A 19,914-nucleotide genomic window follows, 5' to 3' on the forward strand; every position below is an offset into this window, starting at 1 on the left:
AGTCAGACGGTCCCGAAGGCCGCGTATTGGCCGCCGAGCGACACGCCGCTCAGGGCATCTTCGAGGCGACGCGCCGGTTTGGTATCCCAGGGGAGCAGCAGGAAATGGCGGGCGCCGATCTCGCGCAAGCCGCCCGCAGCCATCAGCTTTCGGACTTTGCCGGCACTGAGCAGGACGGCGTCCCGGTCGAACTCACAGCGGGCAACGGCAAGACGTGTCAGCGGGTTGTAGGGATTGTGCTCGATCACGCAGACGAGCCCCCCGGGGCGCACCACCCGCCGCATCTCGGTGATGAAATGCGTCCATTCGGCCGGCACGATATGGTGCATCACGCAGATGGCCGTCACGAGATCGAAGCTGGCGTCCTCGAAGGGAAAACTGCGGCCGTCAAACTCGCGGTAGTCGACCCCGCTATTGGCCGCGCGGGCCTGCGCCAGGCTGGCCGACGAAACGTCGATACCGCTCAAGCAGCCGACCATGCCGTGCAGCAGCGGATGAAGGCTGCCCACGCCGCAGCCGACGTCCAGCATGTCGGGCCTCTCGGTGTTCAGCCGCTGCGCGATCAGACTGCGCAGCAGATCGGCCTTCGCGCGCATGAAGAAATCATGCGGCAAGCCGGAGAAGTCGATCGAGGACTGGACAACGTCACGGTAGTTGGCGTGATAGCCGTCGAAGAGCTCGCTCATGCGCCGGGTCACTCGTTGACGGCGTGGATGGCAGGTGCTGCCGCCGCCTCGTTGCGATCGAAGCCGGCGCGCGTCTGCACCACATAAAGCGGGCGGCGCTTCACCTCGGCATGGATGCGGCCGACATAGAGCCCCACGATACCGGTCATCAGCATGTTGATTCCGCACAGCAGGGAGACGACGACGATCGTCGACGACCAACCGGTGACGAGATGGCTGTCCTTGCTGAGCCACAGCAGGATCACCCAGCCGCCGTAGAGCAGGGCCAGTCCCGAAACCGTCAAGCCGCACCAGATCGCAAGCCGCAGGGGCAGATCGGAAAAGCCGAGCGCGGCGTTCACCGCGAGCCGCACCATCTTGAACAGCGGGTATTTGGTTTCGCCCGCAGCGCGCTCGAGGCGGTGGAAGGCGACCTCGGCCTGGCGGAAACCGAGCCAGGCGATCATGCCGCGTACGAATCGATCCTGCTCCGGCATCTGCCTGAGTGCATCGAGCACCTTGCGATCGATCAGGCGGAAGTCGCCGACATCGGCGGGGATGCCGACCGAGGACATCCTGCCGAGGAGCCGGTAGAACAGATGCGCCGTCGCACGCTTGAACCGGCTTTCGCCTTCGCGCGACAGGCGGCGGGCGTGGACGACGTCGTTGCCTTCCTGCCATTTCGCGATCAATTGCTCGATCACTTCGGGCGGATCCTGCAAATCGGCATCCATCACGATGATCGCGTCACCTTCCGCGGCGTCCATTCCGGCGGTAATGGCGACCTGATGGCCGAAATTTCGCGACAGGCCGATATAGCGAAAGCGCGGATCGCGCTTGGCGAGCGCCTGGAGCACGATCGAGCTGGAATCGCTGCTGCCGTCATCGACGAAGATCGCTTCGGCCGGACCGTCGAGCCGGGACAAGACCAGGTCGAGCCGGCGCAGCAGGACCGGCAGCACGGCTTCCTCGTTGAACACGGGGATGACGAGGCTGTAGCGGATCGATCTGGAATTGGCCGCCATGCGAGAGAATCCGGCTGGGTTGCAGGGGCGGGAGTCTAGTTCGGCGGTGGTTAAGGTCGCCTTGCCGCAACAGTTAAGGATCTAGGGCCCTCGGGCGATTGAGGGCGGAGGCGGAACGGAATGGCGATGCAGGATTAACCATGCGGTGCAGCCGCGGCGTCGGTCTAGGAGCTGCGGCGGATCTTGTAGAGAACAAATCGCCCCGAGGTGTCCAACACCTCCAGCAGATCCGGCAGCGGGTTCGCGGCCGGCGGTCCGAGCACATAGAGATAGTCGTAGTCCCGGTACCAGGTGCGGATGAACGGCGGAACGTCCCCCGGCGGCTGTCTCGTTGCGATCGCCGCAAGCAGCTCCGACGGCACCGGTCCTCCGTAGGGAATGGCAAGCCGGCGCACGGCCTCGCGGGCCCGCACCGGCTGCTTGCCCGCTTCCGTGAAGAGGTTGGGCAAGAATGCGTTGGCATAATGCACGGCCAGCGTCGGCGCATAGTACATCGGATACGAGGTGAGGTCGGCGAAGGGCGGATCACCATTGTCGCCCGTGCTGCCAACGAGAACGCGTGAGCCGCGCTCGATCTTCTGGAACGAGGCGATGATCGCCGCATAGTCGGCGCGGTAAGGCAGCCACACCGCGAAAACGACCGCGAGATTGATCAGGATGATGCCGCTGATCGCGGCGAGCGCAGCCGTTCTCCAGGCCCGGCTGGGCAGCGACAGCGAGCAGAAGGCCGGCAGGATCAGAGCTGCAGCGGGAATCACGCGAAGATCGACGAACGCGGTTCCGAACAGCTTAGAGGGAATGACGAGGTAAAGCAGTGCAAAGCCGATCGCGAGCCAGAGGCCGGCCGGCTCGAGCTTGAGGACGCCGCGCCTTGCAGCGAACAGCAACGAGATCATCAGCGCCAGCCCGGCCACTGCCGATGCCGTCAGGCTGTAGCCGTTCAGGATGCGCAGCGGCCAAATCGGCTTGAATCCGAAGAACCAGCTCGTCCCTTCGCTTCCGATCGAGCCCGCGGTCAATTGCATGATCCCGAACAACACAAGCGCCGGCAGGGCCAGCGCGCCGAGCCGCGCGGCCGCCACCCGGTACGATATTCGCTGCTGACGAATGCGCGAGAGCTCGTAGAGGCCAAGCGTCGCACCGTAGATGCCGAGCGAGAAGAAATGCGCCGCGTAAAGCGCAGCGACGAACAGCACGTTGGCGACGAAGCGTAGCGGCCATGGGCCTTCGGCCAGCATCAGATAGATTGCGATGCCCCAGAGCGCGAGGCCGAGGCCAAACTCGAAATTCACGAAACCCCAGCTGAACGGCAGACAGTAGAGGAAAGCGAGCGCAGCGAAGCCGGCAAGACGGACCCGTCCCTTCCGGGTCCATTCCAGCAGCAGCGCGCCCCCGACGATCAGCAATTGGCTCAGCAGCAGAAACAGCCGCGTGGCGTTCTCGACGCTCATCAGCCGCGCCAGCTGCGGCACCAGCAGATCCATTCCAAGGTTGGGATAGAAGGCCCAGGCCACCTCGTAATGCGGATTGGCATCGGGGGTGCCGCTCTGGCTCAGAATGTACATGCGGGCGAGGTGATTGGGATAATCCACCATCGCAGGAATGGGGGTCAGCAGCACCGGAAGAAAGGAGGCCGCCGCCAGCACCGCAAGAACGGCGATCGCAAGGGACCGCTCCGAGCCGAGCCGAGCCGGGATTGTCAAAATCGGCCTGTCAAAAGAAGACATGTCGCGGGATCGCCGGGGGTTGAGCGCAGTGGTCGCGTCCACGCCGCCTTTGGAAGGACGTCTCACGATTACGCGTACGCGCCTGCAAGTAGGTTCTCACTTCGAAGGCGCCGCGGTCGCGCCGTCCGCATGGTCTCGCACATGGATCACGGCGATGTCGTCCGTATAGATCCGCTTCCAGCCCTTGATCTGGTCGAGGATCTGCGGGCCCGGCGCATCGGCAACCAGGAGCGTCGCATCGATCTTGTACTCGTCGAGCAGGCGCGGCAGCAATTCGGGCTTCTTGCCCTCCGTCGCCTTGAAGAAGTCCATGACGAATTTCTCGCCATAGAGCTCGGCACGGCCGTCAACGAAGACCGGAATATCGCGCGAGATCAGATAGCCGCCGAACTGGTAGGCATTGAAGATGCGCTGCACCTTGCGTTGCTCGAGCACGTCGACGGCCGCAACCGGCGTGTGCGTCGTCGTGAAGGTGAAGCGGTGGTGCGCCATGTAGAGCGACGTCGAGGTCCAACTCGCCGCCACGATCATCAGCGCGCCAAGCGCGGTGACATAGCGGGCGGGCCAGCGCCCGGCCCCGGCGGCGTCAGGCGCCGGGCGCGGGAACATCTCGCCGAGTGGCTTTGCCAGCACCAGCGGCACCAGGAAGGCAAATGCCTCGATGCTCCTGACATGGGTCAGCGCGCTCCAGGTCAGGAACAGGATCAGGAGGATCCGGGGCGCCGACAGCACCAGGCCGCGATAATAGCCGAATGCGATCAAGCCGAGCAGGGCGCCTTCGAATGGGGTGAACGTGGAGAAGTTCGCGGGCATCCATTCGAAGATCAGCGACAGCAGTTCGCCGAGGCCGAGAATATTGGTCGCGCCCAGCAGCGTCCGCCAGCCATACGGCGTACAGCAGCTCGCGATCAGAGCGCCGATTCCGAACAACACCCAGCGCATGAACAGCTGGAGCCGTCGGCCCTTCTCGGCGTGCTCGACAGCCTCGAGCGCGATCGGGCCGATCAGCACGAGGCCCAGCACGAAGCCGCCATGCAAATTCGCCCAGAGCGCCATCAGCGGCAGCCAATACCAGGACGGCGCGCTCTTGCGGTCGGCAGCTGCCATCAGCAGGCCGACCCACGCCACCATGACGGGCAGCGCCAGGATATGCGGCCGCGCCAGCACGTGATGGGCCGACAGCAGCAGCGCCAACATCGCGAACAGCACTGCGCGTGGTGCCTCGATCTGAGCATCGAGCAGATAGACGAAGATCGCGACCGTGACCGCGACCGCGACCGCGGTGAGGATGACGGGACCTGCCCAGTCCCATTGCGCGTGGGAATAGGCGAACAGCACCTGCGACAGCCACGACGTCGAGATCCATGGCGCGCCCGTTCGCGTGAACGAATAGAAGTCGGTGGTGGGCATGGCGCGGTGATCGAGGATCCACTGCCCGATCTTCACCTGCCAGAACGAGTCGGAGTCCTGCAGCCGGGTGTCGCCGAGGTAGAGGAAGAACAGATAGACGCCGGCGCCGACACACAGCGGCACCAGGGCCCTCGCGCGGCTCTGCGCCGCGATGCTGTTGGCAAAGGAAAGTGACATGCCGCCTCGTCGTCCTGTTGTTCTTGTCGGTCGGGCATGATCCGGACCCGGCGGGCCGCGTTGGCGCAAAGTGAGGTGCGGTTTCCGAGAAGATCATGCTCGAGCAATCACCTGAAGCGCGATGAACGATTTATCTCATCGCGCGCCAGTCGGCATTGGACCACGGGCGGTCATAACTTCGGGTAAACCGGCAGGCCACGCCGGTTTCAGGTCCCGACAAATTTAACAGATTGTTTTAGATTTCAATTTACCATCGGCGAATACACGCGAAGCGCTCGGTGTTTACGCAGTCGAATTAACTGCGGCGCAATTCTTTGCCTCTACGTTCGGTTCCATGGTCGGGCGGCGCTGGGAAGCCGAAAAGACCAGATCAGTTGCAGCCTCGTGTACTCATTTGGAGCACTCTATGAAGAACCTCGTTGCGCGTTTCCTCAAGGATGAATCCGGCGCCACCGCCATTGAATACGGCCTGATCGCTGCCGGCATCGCGCTGGCGATCATCACCGTCGTCAACAATCTCGGCACCACGCTGAACACCAAGTTCACCGCGATCTCGACCGGCCTCAAGTAAGACCGGACGAACTGCGAATTTCTGAGAGCCTCGTCGCTGACGGGGCTCTTTTCTTTTGGGCGAGGCCGGCAAGGCCCCTAACGAAGCCGGCGCTGCGGACCCACACGCCGTAACTCCGGTCGAGATAGAATTTCGCGGCCCAGATCGAGGCTGCGGCGAGCGCGGCGCCGGCAGCGACGTCGATGATAAAATGCGCGCCGATCACCTGCGTCGCCGCGATCATCAACAGACTGAGCAGGGCCACGATGCCGCCGATGCCACGCACCGGCCACAGCGCCCACATATAGAGCACGGCCGACGCCGCGTGAAAGCTCGGAAACGAGACGATGCCGGACAGAGAGAACAGCCGGCAAGCTCGCCTTTGACGAGCCGGTGGCCATAGGCGGCCGCGAGTAGCGCCGCGGCGATCGCCAGGGTCACACCTTAGGCGACCGGCTCGAGACTCAGTCCGGTCGAGGGGAGGCCGAGCGCCAGCAGGGTGGCCATCCCGAGAATCGGAAACCAGTTGAGGTGGAAAAGCTGCCAGGCGGTCCGGGAGTCCGTGTCGAGCATGGTGCGCCAAGGTGCAATTGCATTACCACCGTACAGTCACGGACCGTCTTCAAGATCGTGGTAAGAACTGTGGTTATCTGTCTTACAACCAGCGCGCAGTACTTTTAGCGTTGCGGCGCGGCCTCTCCGGTGGCGCTCCCACGCATTTGCATCTTGTCATCCCGCCTGAATAGTTGTTCAGTCCTTGCGGGGCGATTTGCATCTTTTGCGTGACGAAGCGTTTAGCCGCAGGGCGTGCGGCAGGCGTGTGGGACAGGAAGCGCGCCATGGTTTATCGGCGGACGCATCAAGTGGTGAAGCGCCTTGCGGCGCGGCGCAGTGCGATCTTGACGGCAGCGCGGGAGACTGCGGCGGAAGGCGGGATGGCGGCGGTGCAGATCGCGCCCGTCGCGGTCCGGGCCAATGTCGCGGCCGGCACGGTCTACCGCTACTTCCCCTCCAAGGCCGAGCTGATCTCCGAGCTGATTGCCGAGGTCTCCCGCGATGAGCTCGCGGCGATCCGCCGGGCGGCCGATGCCGCGCCGGGGCCGTCCTCGGCGCTGGCGGCCGCCGTCACCACCGTGGCGGTCCATACCCTGTCGCAGCGGCGGCTGGCCTGGGGCATTCTGGCCGAACCTGTTGATGTCGATGTCAGCGCCTCCCGCCTTGCCAGCCGGCGGGAGATTGCCGGCGAGATTGCCGCCCGGATCGACGCAGCCGTGCGTGCCGGTCACCTGCCGGCGCAGGACACCGCACTCGCTGCCACCGCCTTGCTCGGCGCGCTGCATGAGGCCCTGGTCGGGCCGCTTGCGCCTGACAATCTCGATGATCCCGTCAAGATGCGCGATGCGGTGCAGACCGTGACGCTGCTGGCGCTCCGTGCCGTCGGCGTCATGGACGCCCGCGCCCGGGGTCTGGTGGTGCAGCAGACGCTGCTGCCGACCGCGAAGGCGCTCGTTGGGGCGTGAAATCGCGGTGCGCACGAAGCGGCCGGCCTGACAGCGCTCAGGTGGTTGACTGAGCGAGCCTTTTCGCAATACCGCAGCAGGCTCGCCGGCCCCTCCCGCTACTGTGCATGGGGTTGTTTTTCGACTTTTTGTTTGGCGTGCCCTGGCGGGCCTACATGATCGCGTCGCCCTCGGGGCCGACCGAGGCGATGCGCACCATGTTGGTGGTGCCGGGGATGCCGAGCGGCACGCCGGCGACGATGATCACGCGCTGGCCGGCGCGGACGAAACCGTCCCGGAACGCGATCTGCCCGGCGCGGCCGACCATGTCGTCCTGGTCGCGCGCGTCTTCCGCCACGACGCAATGCACGCCCCAGACCACCGCGAGCCGTCGGCCGGCGGTGATGTTCGGCGTGATCGCCACGATCGGCGGCTTCGGCCGCTCGCGCGCCACCCGCACTGCGGTCGAGCCCGATGAGGTCCAGCAGATCAGAGCGGGCAGGTCGAGCGTCTCGGCGATCTGCCGCGCGGCGTCGGCAATGGCATCGCCCGCGGTGGATTCCGGCGCGGGGCGCTGCGCGGTGAGCACGGAACGATAAATCGGGTCGCGCTCGACCTCCTCGCCGATGCGGTTCATGGTCGAGACCGCCTCGACCGGGAATTTGCCGGCCGCCGATTCCGCCGACAGCATGATGGCGTCGGCGCCCTCATAGACGGCAGTGGCGACGTCGGAGACTTCGGCGCGGGTCGGCACCGGCGACTGGATCATCGATTCCAGCATCTGGGTTGCGATCACCACCGGCTTGCCGGCGCGGCGCGCCATCCGCGTCATCTGCTTCTGCAGACTCGGCACGCGCTCGAGCGGCAATTCGACGCCGAGGTCGCCGCGCGCCACCATCAGCGCGTCGGAGGCCTCGATGATGTCGGCGAGACGGTCGATCGCCTGCGGCTTCTCGATCTTGGCCATGACTGCGGCGCGGCCACGGATCATCTTCTTGGCCTCGATCACGTCGTCGGCGCGCTGCACGAAGGACAGCGCGATCCAGTCGATGCCGGTGACGAGCGCCGCCTCAAGGTCGGCGCGGTCCTTCGAGGTCATGGCGGAGACCGGCAGGTCGGTGTCGGGCAGGCTGACGCCCTTGCGGTCGCTCATCTTGCCGCCGACCACGACCCGTGTCACCGCGTGCTCTTTCGAGGTCTCCTCCGCGATCAGGCGCACCTTGCCGTCGTCGAGCAGCAGCGCGTGGCCGGGCCGCAGCGCCGCCAGGATCTCCGGATGCGGCAGGTGGACGCGCGTGGTGTCGCCGGGGGCCTTGTCGGAATCCAGCGTGAAGGTCTGGCCGTTCTGCAGCTGCACCGAGCCTTCGGCGAAGGAGCCGAGCCTGAGCTTCGGGCCCTGCAGGTCGACCAGGATGCCGATCGGCCGGCCATAGCTGCTCTCGACGTTTCGGATCGTCGCCACCAGCTCCCGCATCTTGTCATGCGGGGTGTGGCTCATGTTGATGCGAAACAGGTCGGCGCCGGCCTCGAACAGGCGGCGGATCATCGCGAGGTCTGAAGAGGCTGGGCCCAGGGTCGCGAGAATCTTGATACGGCGAAGACGCCTCATGGCTTATTTCCAGACGGGGGCGAGGGAGCTGGCGGGAGGCCAGGCGGGGCGGGGGGCGTACCACCGGGCGGGCTATTGGGCAAACCCGGAACCCCGCCCGGGCCAACCGGACCGGGGAGGCCGGGTACGCGTTGCTGCGCCGGCTGTTCGTTGGCATCGGTAAGCTGCACCGTCCACGCCCGCTGCTCACCGGTGTCGACCTCGAAATAGCCGGTCCGGTCATAGCCGCGCGCGAGGCAATCCTCGGTGCCGCGGATGGTGAACTCCTTGTCGCGCGAGCACATGAAGGCCTGCCCCGACCACTCGCCGCCGCGGTCATAGTCGATGGCGTAGATGTAATAGTAACGGGCGACCAACGTTCCCCGCAGCAGGGTCTCGCAGGAGCGGGACGAGATGTTCCACCAGCCTTCGGTGGTCCAGCCCTCGGCGTCCTTGTAGCCGAGCGCAATGCCGACCCGGCTCGACGTGTTGTTGCAGAGACGGAAATCGGCGGAGGCCGGGCTGCTCCACAAGCACAGCAGGCCAATCGCCAGCACCGGGACCAACCGGACGAGCATGCGAAGGGGGGAGCGGGGAGATTCGGCGATCATTGTCGCGGAAGCTATATCAGATCATTGACGATTTGGCGTAGGGGCCGGGGAACTGCCTCAAGGCCGGGTTCGGGTCGGTTTGCGCCGGGATATGGCAAAATCTGTGACAGGACCCACCTGATCCCGTAAGGGTGACCTCCATCGGGTCAGGCCCAAGGGGATACCAGGGATACAGCCATGGCAATCGACGACAAAACCAGAACGGAGCTCGAGGCGGCCGCTTTCCGCCGTCTGGTCGATCATCTGAAGTCGCGGACGGATGTCCAGAACATCGACATGATGAATCTGGCTGGCTTCTGCCGCAACTGCCTGTCCAACTGGCTCAAGGAAGCCGCCGACGCCCAGGGCGTCGCCTTAAGCAAGGACGAGAGCCGGGAGGCCATCTACGGCATGCCCTACGAGACCTGGAAGTCGAAATACCAGGGCACGGCCACGCCAGAACAGCTTGAGACGATGAAGAAGGTCCATCCCCACGGGCACGGGCACTGAACGGCCCGGGCGCGCCTCGCCTGAGTCGCACCACACAACAGCTTTCTTGGCCTCGCCGCAGGAAGGTGTGGGCGCGCTGTGGACGAGCGCGATGCTGCCTTGAACGCAGTCGGTACCAACCCTAAGGGTCTACCAGCACGCGCGGTGAGGGATGCCGGCGTCACCTCGTTTTGCCAGTTCCATTGGGAGTACCTAGATGGCCACCTCCGCCGCCGTCCGCGACGACGAGCCCGCGACGAAATTTGCCAAGGACCAGCTCAAATCCATCATCGAGCGCATCGAGCGGCTGGAGGAAGAGAAGAAGGCGATCTCCGACGATATCCGCGACGTCTATGCCGAGAGCAAGGGTAACGGCTACGACGTCAAGGCGCTGCGCACCATCGTGCGCATGCGCAAGCAGGACCCCAACGAGCGCGCCGAGGCCGAGACCATCCTCGAGACCTACATGCAGGCGCTGGGCATGCTCTGAGGCGTTGGCGCCTCAAGCACGACTGCCGTAGCCCGGATGGAGCGACAGCGAAATCCGGGCTCTCGCAGTGTGAAAGCAATCCCCGGATTGCGCCGCGCTCCATCCGGGCTACAAATTGCGCGTGTTTCGTTTGCGAACGGAGTCGCGAATGACTGCGCCACCGCTGCCGCGCGAGGTGAGCCGTGCCTTCGGCGCTCTTCCGGCGTCGATCGGCAAGCGGCTGCTTCAGGTGCGTGCGCTGATCTTCGCGACCGCCGCGGCGCATGAAGAGGTCGGCCGGCTCACCGAGACGCTGAAATGGGGCGAGCCGGCTTATCTAACCGATCAGACCGGCAGCGGCTCGACGATCCGGCTTGGCCGCGTCAAAGACTCCGCGCATGCCGCCATCCTGTTCAATTGCAAGACGACGCTGATCGATAGCTTCCGCGAACGCTTGCCCGATCTGTTTGAATACCGGCAGACGCGGGCGTTGCTGTTGCCGGTGGCGGGCCGGCTGCCAAAGCGGGAATTATCCGTCTGCCTGTCGCTGGCGCTGACCTATCATCTGGACCGGCGAGCGAGGAAAGCGCGGTAGGGCGCTCTCGTAGCCTGGATGGAGCGAAGCGTAATCCGGGGCCGTCGTTGCTCGTGGCGCGATTCCCGGATTGCGCTGCGCTCCGTCCGGGCGACGAGACTGAATTCGTGGAGGTAGCTCGGCGCCTCAGCGCAGCGCGGCGGTGCGCATGACGAACGACGTCGTCTGGAGCTTCGCGGTCGCGCTGCCCGAAAAACTGTCGCAGGACAGGCCGTGCATCGGGTCGTCGACAAAGCCCATCGCGATCACGGCCTGCGGCTTGACGAAATAGCCGCGCAGCGCCGCCGTATCGAGCTCGCCCATCAGCGTGACCGACATCGCGCGGCTGGCGCTCGGCGACAGCATCACGATCTTGAGCCAGATGCTCTCGCTCTTGGCGGCGGAGAGGCGGGTCGCGGTCGCGACCGCGCCGTCGACGCTCTTGCCGACCACCGTGTTGATTTCGGTCGCCTGAGCGATGTTGCGCGACGCGGGACGGGCCGAGCGCGGAATCGGCGCGGAGGCGGCGACGACATTGGCGCGATCGACCGGGGAGGCGGCCGGCGCAAAAGCCAGCGCCTGAAGGGCGGCGTTGGACACGCTCGCGGTCGGTTGCGAATCTGTGGCGGCGGCAAGGGCCTGGCGGGCCTTCAGCGCAGCGATTTGCGCCGGCGTCGCCTGCTGCGGCGCGGCCGGGACATCATCCCAGAAGCCGCGGGCATTGATGATGTCGGCCGGGGTCTCCGGCTTGCCGGCAGCGGGCTTGTCGGCCACCGGCGCGGGCTTCGGCTTGGGCGGTGCAACGAGCTGCGCATCGGCCGAGGCGAGCTGGATCGCGGTGGGGATCTGCGGCTTGGCGCGCGGCGTCGGCACCGGTTCGGCGGGCTTGGCGGCGGCTGCGACCACGGTCGGTGTCGCCGGCTTGGTGGCCGGGGCGGGCGCGCCCTCGTCGTCCTCGTCGCTGCTGGCGGCCGGAGCGGCGGACTTGCTCTTGAACAAGGCGGCGAAGAAGTTCGGCTTGCTGCTGCTGGAGTCGTCGCCATTGCCGCGGCGCTCGATCTCGGCCTTGGCGAGCTCATAGTTCTTCAGCGGCACGCCGTCGGTCGGCAGATGCACCGTCTTTCCGTCCGGGAAGACGCGGGCGAGCTGGTCATGCGTCATCCGCGGCCAGTGCCGGACGCTGCCGGTATCCAGATGCACGAAGGGGGAGCCGGAGGTCGGATAGAAGCCGACGCCGCCGCGCTGGAGGCGCAGGCCGGCGAAGCGGATCTGCTCCAGCGCCACGCCCGGAATGTAGAAGTCCATCGCATGGCCCAGCATGTGCTGGCTGGCGCGCGCCACACCCGAGGAGCGGCGGCGGAGCATGGCGTTGGTGGCGGGGGAGCGGTAGGAGGAGATGATCTGGATCGGCTGCTTGCCGTCGACGTCGCGGTAGACTTCCCAGAGGATATCGAAGAGGCGGCGGTCCATGACCGTCTCGTCCTGGGTGCGCCAGTCGCGCAGGAAGTGGTTGAGCTGCTTCAGCGCCGCTTCGTCATAGCGGCCATCGCGCTTGAAGGTGACGGTCAGGTCTTCGCCGGAATGGGTGTGGTGGAAGGAGAGCGTCTTGGTCTCGTTCAGCGCGGCGGCGTTATGAACCGAGCCTGCGCCCGCAAGCAGCAATACGGCAGCGAGGCCGATCCGCGAACCGGTCTTCACTCCCGCATGGGACAACGACAGCACAGTTAATTGGCGTGCGAGACCAGTCAGCACGTATGAGCCCACCCAGTCGACGAGCGTTCAAATGGACTCTCCCGCCAACCCCGTAGCAGCGCGAAAGAGGATGAACGCTTTCTTAAAGCGAGAAGGTTAATTCGAGGTTGACCTTCCCGCCCCCAAACCAAGTCAGACTACAATCCTAACCCGTTGAGTGTGGCAAAAAAACGCCCGGTACCGGGAGCCAGGTGGACAATGGTTAACGTTAAACGGCCCCATCCATGGGACGGGGCCGTTGATATCGTTGTGAAATTCGAAAAGCCGGGTCCGCGCAGGCTTACCGGGTGAAGACCCGCTGCTGCTGGGGCCGGCGGCCGACCGGAGCCGGCGGGGGCGTCGGCGCCCCGCCTCCGAACAGCCGCTCGAAGAAGTTCGGGCCGGAGGACCCGAAGCCGCCGCCATTGTTGGCCACCGCCACGCCCGAGGGCAGGGTCGTCGCCGGGCGCGAATAGCTCGGCTGCGAGTGCGCAACGACGGCCTCGAGATCCTTGCCGCGGTTGTTCTTCAGGATGTTGATCATGGTCGCGTCGCGGCCATAGACGTCCTTGCGGAACTGCAGCTTGCCGGCATCGTCCACAAAGGCGGTCTGATAGGTGATGTTGACCGGGACCGGGGTCGGGAATTTCAGGTCGATCTCGCTCTTGCCGTACATGCTGCGCACGCGCTCGGGCGTGTACTTCTCGTTCGGCATGGTGATGTTGAGCAGCACGGACGCGTACTGATCCGGGTTCTGCACGCGCATGCAGCCATGGCTGAAGGCGCGATCTTCCCTCGCGAACAGGTTCTTGTCCGGCGTGTCGTGCTGATAGACCAGGAACTTGTTCGGGAAGTTGAAGCGGATGCGGCCGAGCGCGTTGGCCTCACCGGGCGGCTGCGAGATGTGCACCGAGCCGTCGCGGTTCTGTTCGAGCTTGAGGCCCATGCGCTGGAGCACGGTCGGGTCCTGCTGCAACGCCGGCAGGTACTCGTTGTAGACGATCGACGGCGGCACGTTCCAGGTCGGATTGACCGTGATGTACTTCATCGTCTCGGTGAGCAGCGGGGTCGCGTGCGTGCCCGGCTTGCCGGTGACGACGCGGGTGGTCCAGACCTGCTGGCCGCGCTGCATCACCTTCAGCGTGTAGTCGGGAATGTTGAGGATCACATAGGCATCACCCAGCGCGGGCGCGCCGAGATCGCGCGGCAGCCAGCGCCAGCGCTCCATGTTCACCAGCACCACGTCGATCTGCTTGTCGCGCTTCGGAGTGTTGAGCGCCTTGACCGTCTTGTCGTCGAGGATGCCGGTCGCCTTCATCTCGGCGCCGCTCTGGAATTTTCGCACGGCGTCCGCGACCGCTGCGTCATAGCGGGTGTCGCTGGCGTTCTCGGCAAGGCCGAGCTTGGCGCGGAGTTGCGGCACGCGCGGATCTTCCACGACGATCTCAGCCTGCTTCTTGCTGGCCGGGGTGTATTTCAGCGCCGGACCATCGGCGATCTCGATCACCGGGCCGCTGCCTTGACCGCGAAGCTCCGCGAGCTTGGCCTTCAGCTCCTTGTAGAGCTTGTGGGGCGGATTGTAGCTGTCGAGCGCCGCGGAGGCGTCCGCCGCGGTCGTGACCTTGGCGAGCACCTCGTTCGGGTCGACCGGATGCTCGGGATAGAGGATGTCGCCGCTGACCTGGGACCAGTGCATGCGGCCGCTCTGGGCCTGGCGTGCATAGTCGAACATGCTGGCGGTGAGCTTGAGCTCGGCATCGGCCAGCGCATCGGGCGTGCTGGCGCTGGCGAAGTCCGGCACCGGATAGTCGGCGGGATTGAGGCCGTCGGACGCCGCGTCCTTCAGCCGCGCGATGACGCCCTTGGCCGCGGTGGTCAGGCTGCCGCTTTGCGTCCAGACCGGCGCGAAGTCCCGTGCGCCATAAAACTTCTCGATCGCCGCGCGCTCGTTCTTGCGATCGAAATGGCGCGAGGTCTTGGCGCCGATGATGTCCCTGAGCTTGTCGGCGACCGGCTGGTCGGCGGCGGCAACGTTGCTCGCGGCCTTCACGGGCTCAGCGACAGGGGCCGCAGCCGTGGCGGGTGCCGCAGGCGCAGCGGTTGCGGGCTCGGACTTCGCAGTGTCGCTCTTCGGCGCCTCGGGCGCGGGCGTGGTGGCGACGTCGGACGGCTTGGTTTCCACCTTCTCGGGGGCCGGGGCGGGCGCGACGTCAGCCTTTACGGGCGCCTGTGCCGGCTCCTTGGCGGAATCCTGCACCGTGGCGGTGGTGTCGAGCTTGATATCGGAGGCGGTCGGGGGAGGGACGTTGGCCGGCTCGGGGCGCGGGATCGCGGCTTCGATCGCGAGCTCGGCGGCGCTGCTGCGCGCCTGATCCTGCGCCAGGGCCGAGCTGGCCGACACCGTGAGGAAGGTTGCCGCGACCGTCATCAAGACACGGTCGAAGCCCGCACGGTGGTTCAAACAGTCACGCATTGTGTCGCACCCCTCGGGTGAACTGTCCCTCGTGGAACAGCTTTGTTATCGCCTATTGAGCTTCGGCTAAATCGCGCCGGCCTCTCGAAAGTTGCACGCCTGCACGCAACGATTCATACGCAGACGATATACAGGCCCCGGTTTTGCAGCCAGCGCTAACCGGGACAACTCACGCCAAACTGACTTCAAGGGAGCCTCTTGGCAACGGATTGTGCGCCTGCCCAGCGCGCTTTTCCCTGTGTCTGTCACTTCCAAGTCACGGTTCAAGAAGCAGTCGAATTCTGTCGTCATGCGAACGGCTTACAGCCGGTCTCGCATCGCCGCACGAACCCTCGTTCGCATGAGGCTCAGTGCGTCTCCTCGCCGCTTTTCCCGCCATGTCCGGGAACCCCGGCCTCGTCGAGTTTGCGGTAGAGGGTGGACCGGCCGATTTTGAGGCGGCGGGCCACCTCGGACATCTGGCCGCGGTAGTGCGAGATCGCGAAGCGGATGATCTCGTTCTCCATGTCCTCGAGCGCGCGGACGTCGCCGGTGGGGGTCAGCATGGCCAGATTTCCCACAGCCGGGAGCGGCGCGATTGGTATTTCATTGCCCGATACCACCGAAGGGGTCGCCGCCGGCTCGAGCATCAGCGGAGCGGTCGGAATCTCGGTTACGGGATGCGGCTGCGAAGCGAGCAGAGGGAAGTCGCCGAGGCCGAGCTGGTCGCCGTCGCTCATCACCACGGCACGGTAGACCGCATTCTCGAGCTGGCGGATGTTGCCGGGCCAGTCGAGTTGGGCAAGATGGGCCATGGCCTCGCCGCTGATGCCGGTGATCGCGCGGTTCTCCTCGGCGGCAAACCGCGCCAGGAAATGCCGGAGCAGATGCGGGATGTCCTCGCGCCGGGCCCGGAGCGAGGGGATCGTCAGCGGCAGCACGTGCAGGCGATAGAACAGGTCTTCCCGGAAGTGTCCCTGTTTCACCCGCTCCAGCAGCCGACGATTGGTGGCCGAGACGATGCGGACGTCGACCTTGACGGGCTTGCGGCCGCCGACCGCCTCGACCGCGCCTTCCTGAAGCGCGCGCAGCAGCTTGACCTGCGCGGTCAGCGGCAGCTCGCTGACCTCGTCCAGAAACAGCGTGCCGCCATGGGCCTCGACAAACTTGCCCATGTGCCGCTCGGTCGCGCCGGTGAAAGCGCCCTTCTCGTGGCCGAACAGAATGGACTCGACGAGGTTGTCGGGGATCGCGCCGCAATTGACGGCGACGAAGGGCTTGGCCTTGCGCTCGCCACTGCCATGGATGGCGCGCGCGAACATCTCCTTGCCGACGCCGGACTCGCCTTCGATCAGAACGGGAATCGCGGAGTTCGCCGCCTTCTGCGCGGCGCGCATCACGCCTGCCATCGCCTCGGCGCGGGTGATGATGTCGGAGAAGGTCAGCCGGCCCTCGCGGCTGTGCCGGATGCGCTGCAATTCGCCCTTGAGCGCGGAGGCGTTGAGCGCGTTGCGCAGCGAGACCTGGAGCCGCTCCACACCAACCGGCTTGACCACGAAATCGGCCGCGCCGGCGCGCATCGCCGAGATCACGTTGTCGATGCCGCCATGGGCGGTCTGCACGATGACGGGGACGCTGAGACCTGCTTCGCGGATTTTCGCCAGCACGCCCATGCCGTCGAGGCCGGGCATCACGAGATCGAGGATGACGGCGTCGATGGCCGGAGCATCGGGCGCGGTGAGGGCTGCGATCGCGGCGTCACCGGAGTCCACGACGACCGTCTCATAGCCGCATTTCTGCACCATGTTCTCGACCAGCCGGCGGGCTACGGCGTCGTCGTCGGCGATCAAAATACTGGCAGCCATGGTGTTCCCCGCACGCTACTACTATCTGTCTCGAATCGGGGCACTCTGGCCGAAGCCGATTAACGCACTCTTAAACCTTGATGCCCCCGCCCGCCGTCGCGCTTGTTGAACACAGGTTTCCCACACAATGAATTCGCGCTCCAAGCCTGCTCTTAAAAAGTCCGCCCTCCACAAGCCAGCTGCCAAGACATCCGCCGCCAAGAAATCTACCGTCAAGACGAAGTCCTCCGGGTCTTCACGCGCAAAGCCTGCGAGCAAGACCGGCAAGCTTCCGGAGTGGAACCTTGCCGATCTCTATTCCGGGATCGATGCGCCGGAAGTGGCGCGCGATCTCGAAAAGATGGATGCCGACTGCGTCGCGTTCGAGACGGACTACAAGGGCAAGCTGGCGACAGGGACAGCAAACGAAGATGGCGGAAAATGGCTCGCGGAAGCCGTGCGACGCTATGAGGCAATCGACGATCTTGCCGGCCGGCTCGGTTCCTATGCCGGGCTCATCCACGCCGGCGACAGCGTCGACCCTGCGATTTCAAAGTTTTACGGCGATGTGTCGGAGCGGCTGACGGCGGCGTCCACGCATTTGCTGTTCTTCGCGCTCGAGCTCAACCGTGTCGATGACGATATTTTGAACCGGGCCATGCAAGCGCCGGAGCTCGCGCACTACCGTCCCTGGATCGAGGATCTGCGCAAGGAGAAGCCATATCAGCTCGACGACAAGCTCGAGCAGCTTTTCCTGGAGAAGGCGCAGACCGGCTATTCCGCCTTCAACCGGCTGTTCGACCAGACCATCTCCGGACTGCGCTTCAAGGTCGGGGCCAAGGAGCTGGCGATCGAGCCGACGCTCAATCTGCTGCAGGACCGCGACGGCGCCAAGCGCAAGAGCGCGGCCGAGGCACTGGCAAAAACCTTCAAGGCCAATGAGCGCACCTTTGCGCTGATCACCAACACACTCGCCAAGGACAAGGACATCTCCGACCGCTGGCGCGGCTTCCAGGACGTCGCGGATTCCCGCCATCTCAACAACCGCGTCGAGCGCGAGGTGGTGGATGCGCTGGTCGCCTCGGTGCAGGCGGCCTATCCAAAGCTGTCGCATCGCTATTACGCGTTGAAGGCGAAGTGGTTCGGCAAGAAGCGGCTGGCTTATTGGGATCGCAACGCGCCGCTGCCGTTTGCCGCGACGGACGTCATCGGCTGGCCCGATGCGCGCAACATGGTGCTGACGGCCTATCGCGGCTTCTCGCCCAAAATGGCTGATATCGCCGAGCGCTTCTTCACCGATCGCTGGATCGACGCGCCGGTGCGGCCGGGCAAGGCGCCGGGCGCATTCTCGCATCCGACCACGCCCTCGGCGCACCCTTATGTGCTGATGAACTACCAGGGCAAGCCGCGCGACGTGATGACGCTCGCCCACGAGCTCGGCCATGGCGTGCATCAGGTGCTGGCGGCGAAGAACGGCGCGCTGATGGCGCCGACGCCGCTGACGCTGGCGGAGACCGCAAGCGTGTTCGGCGAGATGCTGACCTTCCGGCGGCTGCTGGCGCAGACCAAGAGCGCCAAGCAGCGCCAGGCGCTGCTGGCCGGCAAGGTCGAGGACATGATCAACACCGTGGTGCGGCAGATCGCGTTCTACTCGTTCGAGCGCGCGGTCCACACCGAGCGCAAGAACGGCGAGCTCACCGCGACGCGGCTCGGCGAGATCTGGCTGTCGGTGCAGGGCGACAGCCTCGGGCCGGCGATCGAGATCAAGGCGGGTTACGAGAACTACTGGATGTACATCCCGCACTTCATCCATTCACCGTTCTACGTCTACGCCTACGCGTTCGGCGATTGCCTCGTGAACTCGCTGTATGCTGTCTACGAGAACGCGAACGAGGGCTTTGCCGAGCGCTATCTCGACATGCTCGCCGCCGGCGGCACCAAGCACTATTCCGAGTTGCTACGGCCGTTCGGACTGGATGCCAAGGACCCGAAATTCTGGGACGGCGGTCTGTCGGTCATCGCCGGGATGATCGACGAGCTGGAGGCGATGGGCTGAGGCGGGTAGCTGCTCCAGACGCCAAACAGGGCGTAAAACACCTGTTGAACGGCCTGACTAGAAGTGTTATACATATGTATAACGTCCTCGAGGCAACCCATGAAGATCGAGATCAAGAAAATCGGCAATTCCGACGGTCTGCTGCTGCCGCGCGAGCTGATGCGGCGGCTCGATCTCAAGCGCGGACAGCAATTGCACATCGTGGAATTACCCGGCGGTGGCTTTCAGTTGTTGCCCTACGACCCCGATTTCGAGCGGACGATGGAAATCGCCGACGAGGTGATGGACAAGTATCGCGACACGCTCGCTGCGCTCGCAAAATAGCTTGCTACGCAGATGGGCGATCTCCAGGAGCCGCTCTGGATCACCTACGAGCAGGTCGTCGCAATTCACAGTAGACAACTCCGCCGCTTCGGCGGTGCGCCGGGATTGCGCGACGAGGGCATGTTGCGCTCGGCGCTGGACCGTCCGATCAATAAATGGCGGTACGAGCAGGTGCCGATCGATGAACTCGCTGCAGCATATGCATTTGGCCTCGCGAAAAACCATGCATTTGTCGATGGAAACAAGCGCATCGCCTTCATGGCGATGATGGTCTTCCTCCACAAGAACGGCGTGGCCTTCACTCCCGATCCTGCGGAAGCGACAACCATCATCCTCTCGCTCGCCGCCGGTGAAGTCAGCGAACAGAGCCTCGTCCGCTGGATCCGCGACAATTGGGATTCCAAATGACCTGATTTGCAGGAAAACCGCGTCCCGGTGCCGTTGCCCTGCCCGAAACTTTGCGGTATCCCAGCCCAAGAATTCGACTTTCGACTGGGGACAATCCATGGCTGATCATAGCGAAGTGGCGTACAGCACCGCCGACGGCAACGACTACGTTGCCCACGAGCAGACCTACGAGGGCTTCATCAAGCTGGTGAAGTACGGCACGGCCTCGGTCGCGCTCATCGTGATCCTGATGGCGATCTTCCTGACCTGATCTGTCGGCGGCTGCACACGCCAGCGGCAGCAGCTGCCCAGAATATTTGCATCCAAGCCGGTGCCAAAACCGGTATCGAACGCCGC

At 64.9% G+C, this 19,914-nt stretch carries 19 protein-coding genes; 9 read left to right on the forward strand and 10 right to left on the reverse strand.

Features of this window, described 5'->3' with window-relative positions:
- Positions 1-2: 2 nt before the first annotated feature.
- The 4 genes from GGD67_RS34470 to GGD67_RS34485 form a co-directional block, all read right to left on the reverse strand.
- A complete protein-coding gene (locus GGD67_RS34470) occupies positions 3-686 on the reverse strand; it encodes a class I SAM-dependent methyltransferase (protein ID WP_210286741.1) in 684 nt (227 codons plus the stop codon).
- 8 nt (positions 687-694) lie between these two features.
- Positions 695-1,690, reverse strand: coding sequence for a glycosyltransferase family 2 protein (locus GGD67_RS34475; protein ID WP_091956434.1), 996 nt, complete (start codon positions 1,688-1,690; stop codon positions 695-697).
- Positions 1,691-1,854: 164 nt separating this feature from the next.
- Entirely contained in the window at positions 1,855-3,417 is a 1,563-nt protein-coding gene (locus GGD67_RS34480) for a hypothetical protein (protein WP_179739021.1), read from the reverse strand.
- A 96-nt stretch (positions 3,418-3,513) separates the two neighbouring features.
- Complete coding sequence (locus tag GGD67_RS34485) at positions 3,514-5,004, reverse strand: hypothetical protein (RefSeq protein ID WP_179739023.1); 1,491 nt, start codon at positions 5,002-5,004, stop codon at positions 3,514-3,516.
- A 406-nt stretch (positions 5,005-5,410) separates the two neighbouring features.
- Here GGD67_RS34485 and GGD67_RS34490 point away from each other — a divergent pair, with 406 nt between their 5' ends.
- A complete protein-coding gene (locus GGD67_RS34490; RefSeq protein ID WP_018317786.1) occupies positions 5,411-5,575 on the forward strand; it encodes a Flp family type IVb pilin in 165 nt (54 codons plus the stop codon).
- Here the strand turns inward: GGD67_RS34490 and GGD67_RS39595 are convergent.
- Positions 5,568-5,858, reverse strand: coding sequence for a phosphatase PAP2 family protein (locus GGD67_RS39595; RefSeq protein ID WP_246790887.1), 291 nt, complete (start codon positions 5,856-5,858; stop codon positions 5,568-5,570). The genes GGD67_RS34490 and GGD67_RS39595 overlap by 8 nt on opposite strands.
- Before the next feature lie 535 nt (positions 5,859-6,393).
- On the opposite strand from GGD67_RS39595, the gene GGD67_RS34500 reads away from it, so the two are divergent.
- Positions 6,394-7,074, forward strand: a complete 681-nt coding sequence (locus tag GGD67_RS34500) for a TetR/AcrR family transcriptional regulator (protein ID WP_026201906.1) — start codon at positions 6,394-6,396, stop codon at positions 7,072-7,074.
- Positions 7,075-7,225: 151 nt separating this feature from the next.
- Here GGD67_RS34500 and pyk read toward each other — a convergent pair whose 3' ends face one another.
- Positions 7,226-8,662, reverse strand: a complete 1,437-nt coding sequence (pyk, locus tag GGD67_RS34505) for a pyruvate kinase (protein WP_018317789.1) — start codon at positions 8,660-8,662, stop codon at positions 7,226-7,228.
- Positions 8,659-9,252 (reverse strand): DUF1036 domain-containing protein, encoded by a 594-nt coding sequence (locus tag GGD67_RS34510; RefSeq protein ID WP_018317790.1) that lies wholly within the window; start codon positions 9,250-9,252, stop codon positions 8,659-8,661. The genes pyk and GGD67_RS34510 overlap by 4 nt, the downstream gene beginning before the upstream one ends.
- Before the next feature lie 177 nt (positions 9,253-9,429).
- On the opposite strand from GGD67_RS34510, the gene GGD67_RS34515 reads away from it, so the two are divergent.
- The 3 genes from GGD67_RS34515 (at position 9,430) to GGD67_RS34525 (ending at position 10,784) form a co-directional block, all read left to right on the forward strand.
- Positions 9,430-9,741, forward strand: a complete 312-nt coding sequence (locus GGD67_RS34515; RefSeq protein WP_179739025.1) for a DUF1244 domain-containing protein — start codon at positions 9,430-9,432, stop codon at positions 9,739-9,741.
- A gap of 196 nt (positions 9,742-9,937) precedes the next feature.
- Positions 9,938-10,210 (forward strand): DUF2312 domain-containing protein, encoded by a 273-nt coding sequence (locus GGD67_RS34520; protein WP_014492426.1) that lies wholly within the window; start codon positions 9,938-9,940, stop codon positions 10,208-10,210.
- Between the two features lie 148 nt (positions 10,211-10,358).
- Complete coding sequence (locus GGD67_RS34525) at positions 10,359-10,784, forward strand: DUF1801 domain-containing protein (RefSeq protein WP_179739027.1); 426 nt, start codon at positions 10,359-10,361, stop codon at positions 10,782-10,784.
- Positions 10,785-10,910: 126 nt separating this feature from the next.
- Here GGD67_RS34525 and GGD67_RS34530 read toward each other — a convergent pair whose 3' ends face one another.
- The 3 genes from GGD67_RS34530 to GGD67_RS34540 form a co-directional block, all read right to left on the reverse strand.
- Positions 10,911-12,527 carry a DUF882 domain-containing protein gene (locus GGD67_RS34530; protein WP_179739029.1) on the reverse strand — a complete coding sequence of 539 codons (1,617 nt, stop codon included), beginning with the start codon at positions 12,525-12,527 and terminating at the stop codon, positions 10,911-10,913.
- Between the two features lie 268 nt (positions 12,528-12,795).
- The gene (locus tag GGD67_RS34535) at positions 12,796-14,967 is read right to left on the reverse strand and encodes a murein L,D-transpeptidase (protein ID WP_018317794.1); all 2,172 of its coding nucleotides are present in this window, start codon (positions 14,965-14,967) and stop codon (positions 12,796-12,798) included.
- 347 nt (positions 14,968-15,314) lie between these two features.
- Positions 15,315-16,811: a sigma-54 dependent transcriptional regulator gene (locus GGD67_RS34540; protein WP_018317795.1), complete on the reverse strand. Its 1,497-nt coding sequence runs from the start codon at positions 16,809-16,811 to the stop codon at positions 15,315-15,317.
- A gap of 127 nt (positions 16,812-16,938) precedes the next feature.
- Between GGD67_RS34540 and GGD67_RS34545 the strand changes: the two genes are divergently transcribed.
- From GGD67_RS34545 to GGD67_RS34560, 4 genes are all read left to right on the forward strand, one after another.
- Entirely contained in the window at positions 16,939-18,846 is a 1,908-nt protein-coding gene (locus tag GGD67_RS34545; RefSeq protein WP_018317796.1) for a M3 family oligoendopeptidase, read from the forward strand.
- A gap of 99 nt (positions 18,847-18,945) precedes the next feature.
- Positions 18,946-19,170: an AbrB family transcriptional regulator gene (locus GGD67_RS34550; RefSeq protein ID WP_179739031.1), complete on the forward strand. Its 225-nt coding sequence runs from the start codon at positions 18,946-18,948 to the stop codon at positions 19,168-19,170.
- 12 nt (positions 19,171-19,182) lie between these two features.
- Positions 19,183-19,578 (forward strand): type II toxin-antitoxin system death-on-curing family toxin, encoded by a 396-nt coding sequence (locus GGD67_RS34555; protein ID WP_179739033.1) that lies wholly within the window; start codon positions 19,183-19,185, stop codon positions 19,576-19,578.
- A gap of 97 nt (positions 19,579-19,675) precedes the next feature.
- Entirely contained in the window at positions 19,676-19,828 is a 153-nt protein-coding gene (locus GGD67_RS34560) for an aa3-type cytochrome c oxidase subunit IV (protein ID WP_018317799.1), read from the forward strand.
- Positions 19,829-19,914: the final 86 nt, after the last annotated feature.

It is taken from the genome of Bradyrhizobium sp. IAR9, assembly GCF_013408065.1.
Taxonomy (GTDB): domain Bacteria; phylum Pseudomonadota; class Alphaproteobacteria; order Rhizobiales; family Xanthobacteraceae; genus Bradyrhizobium.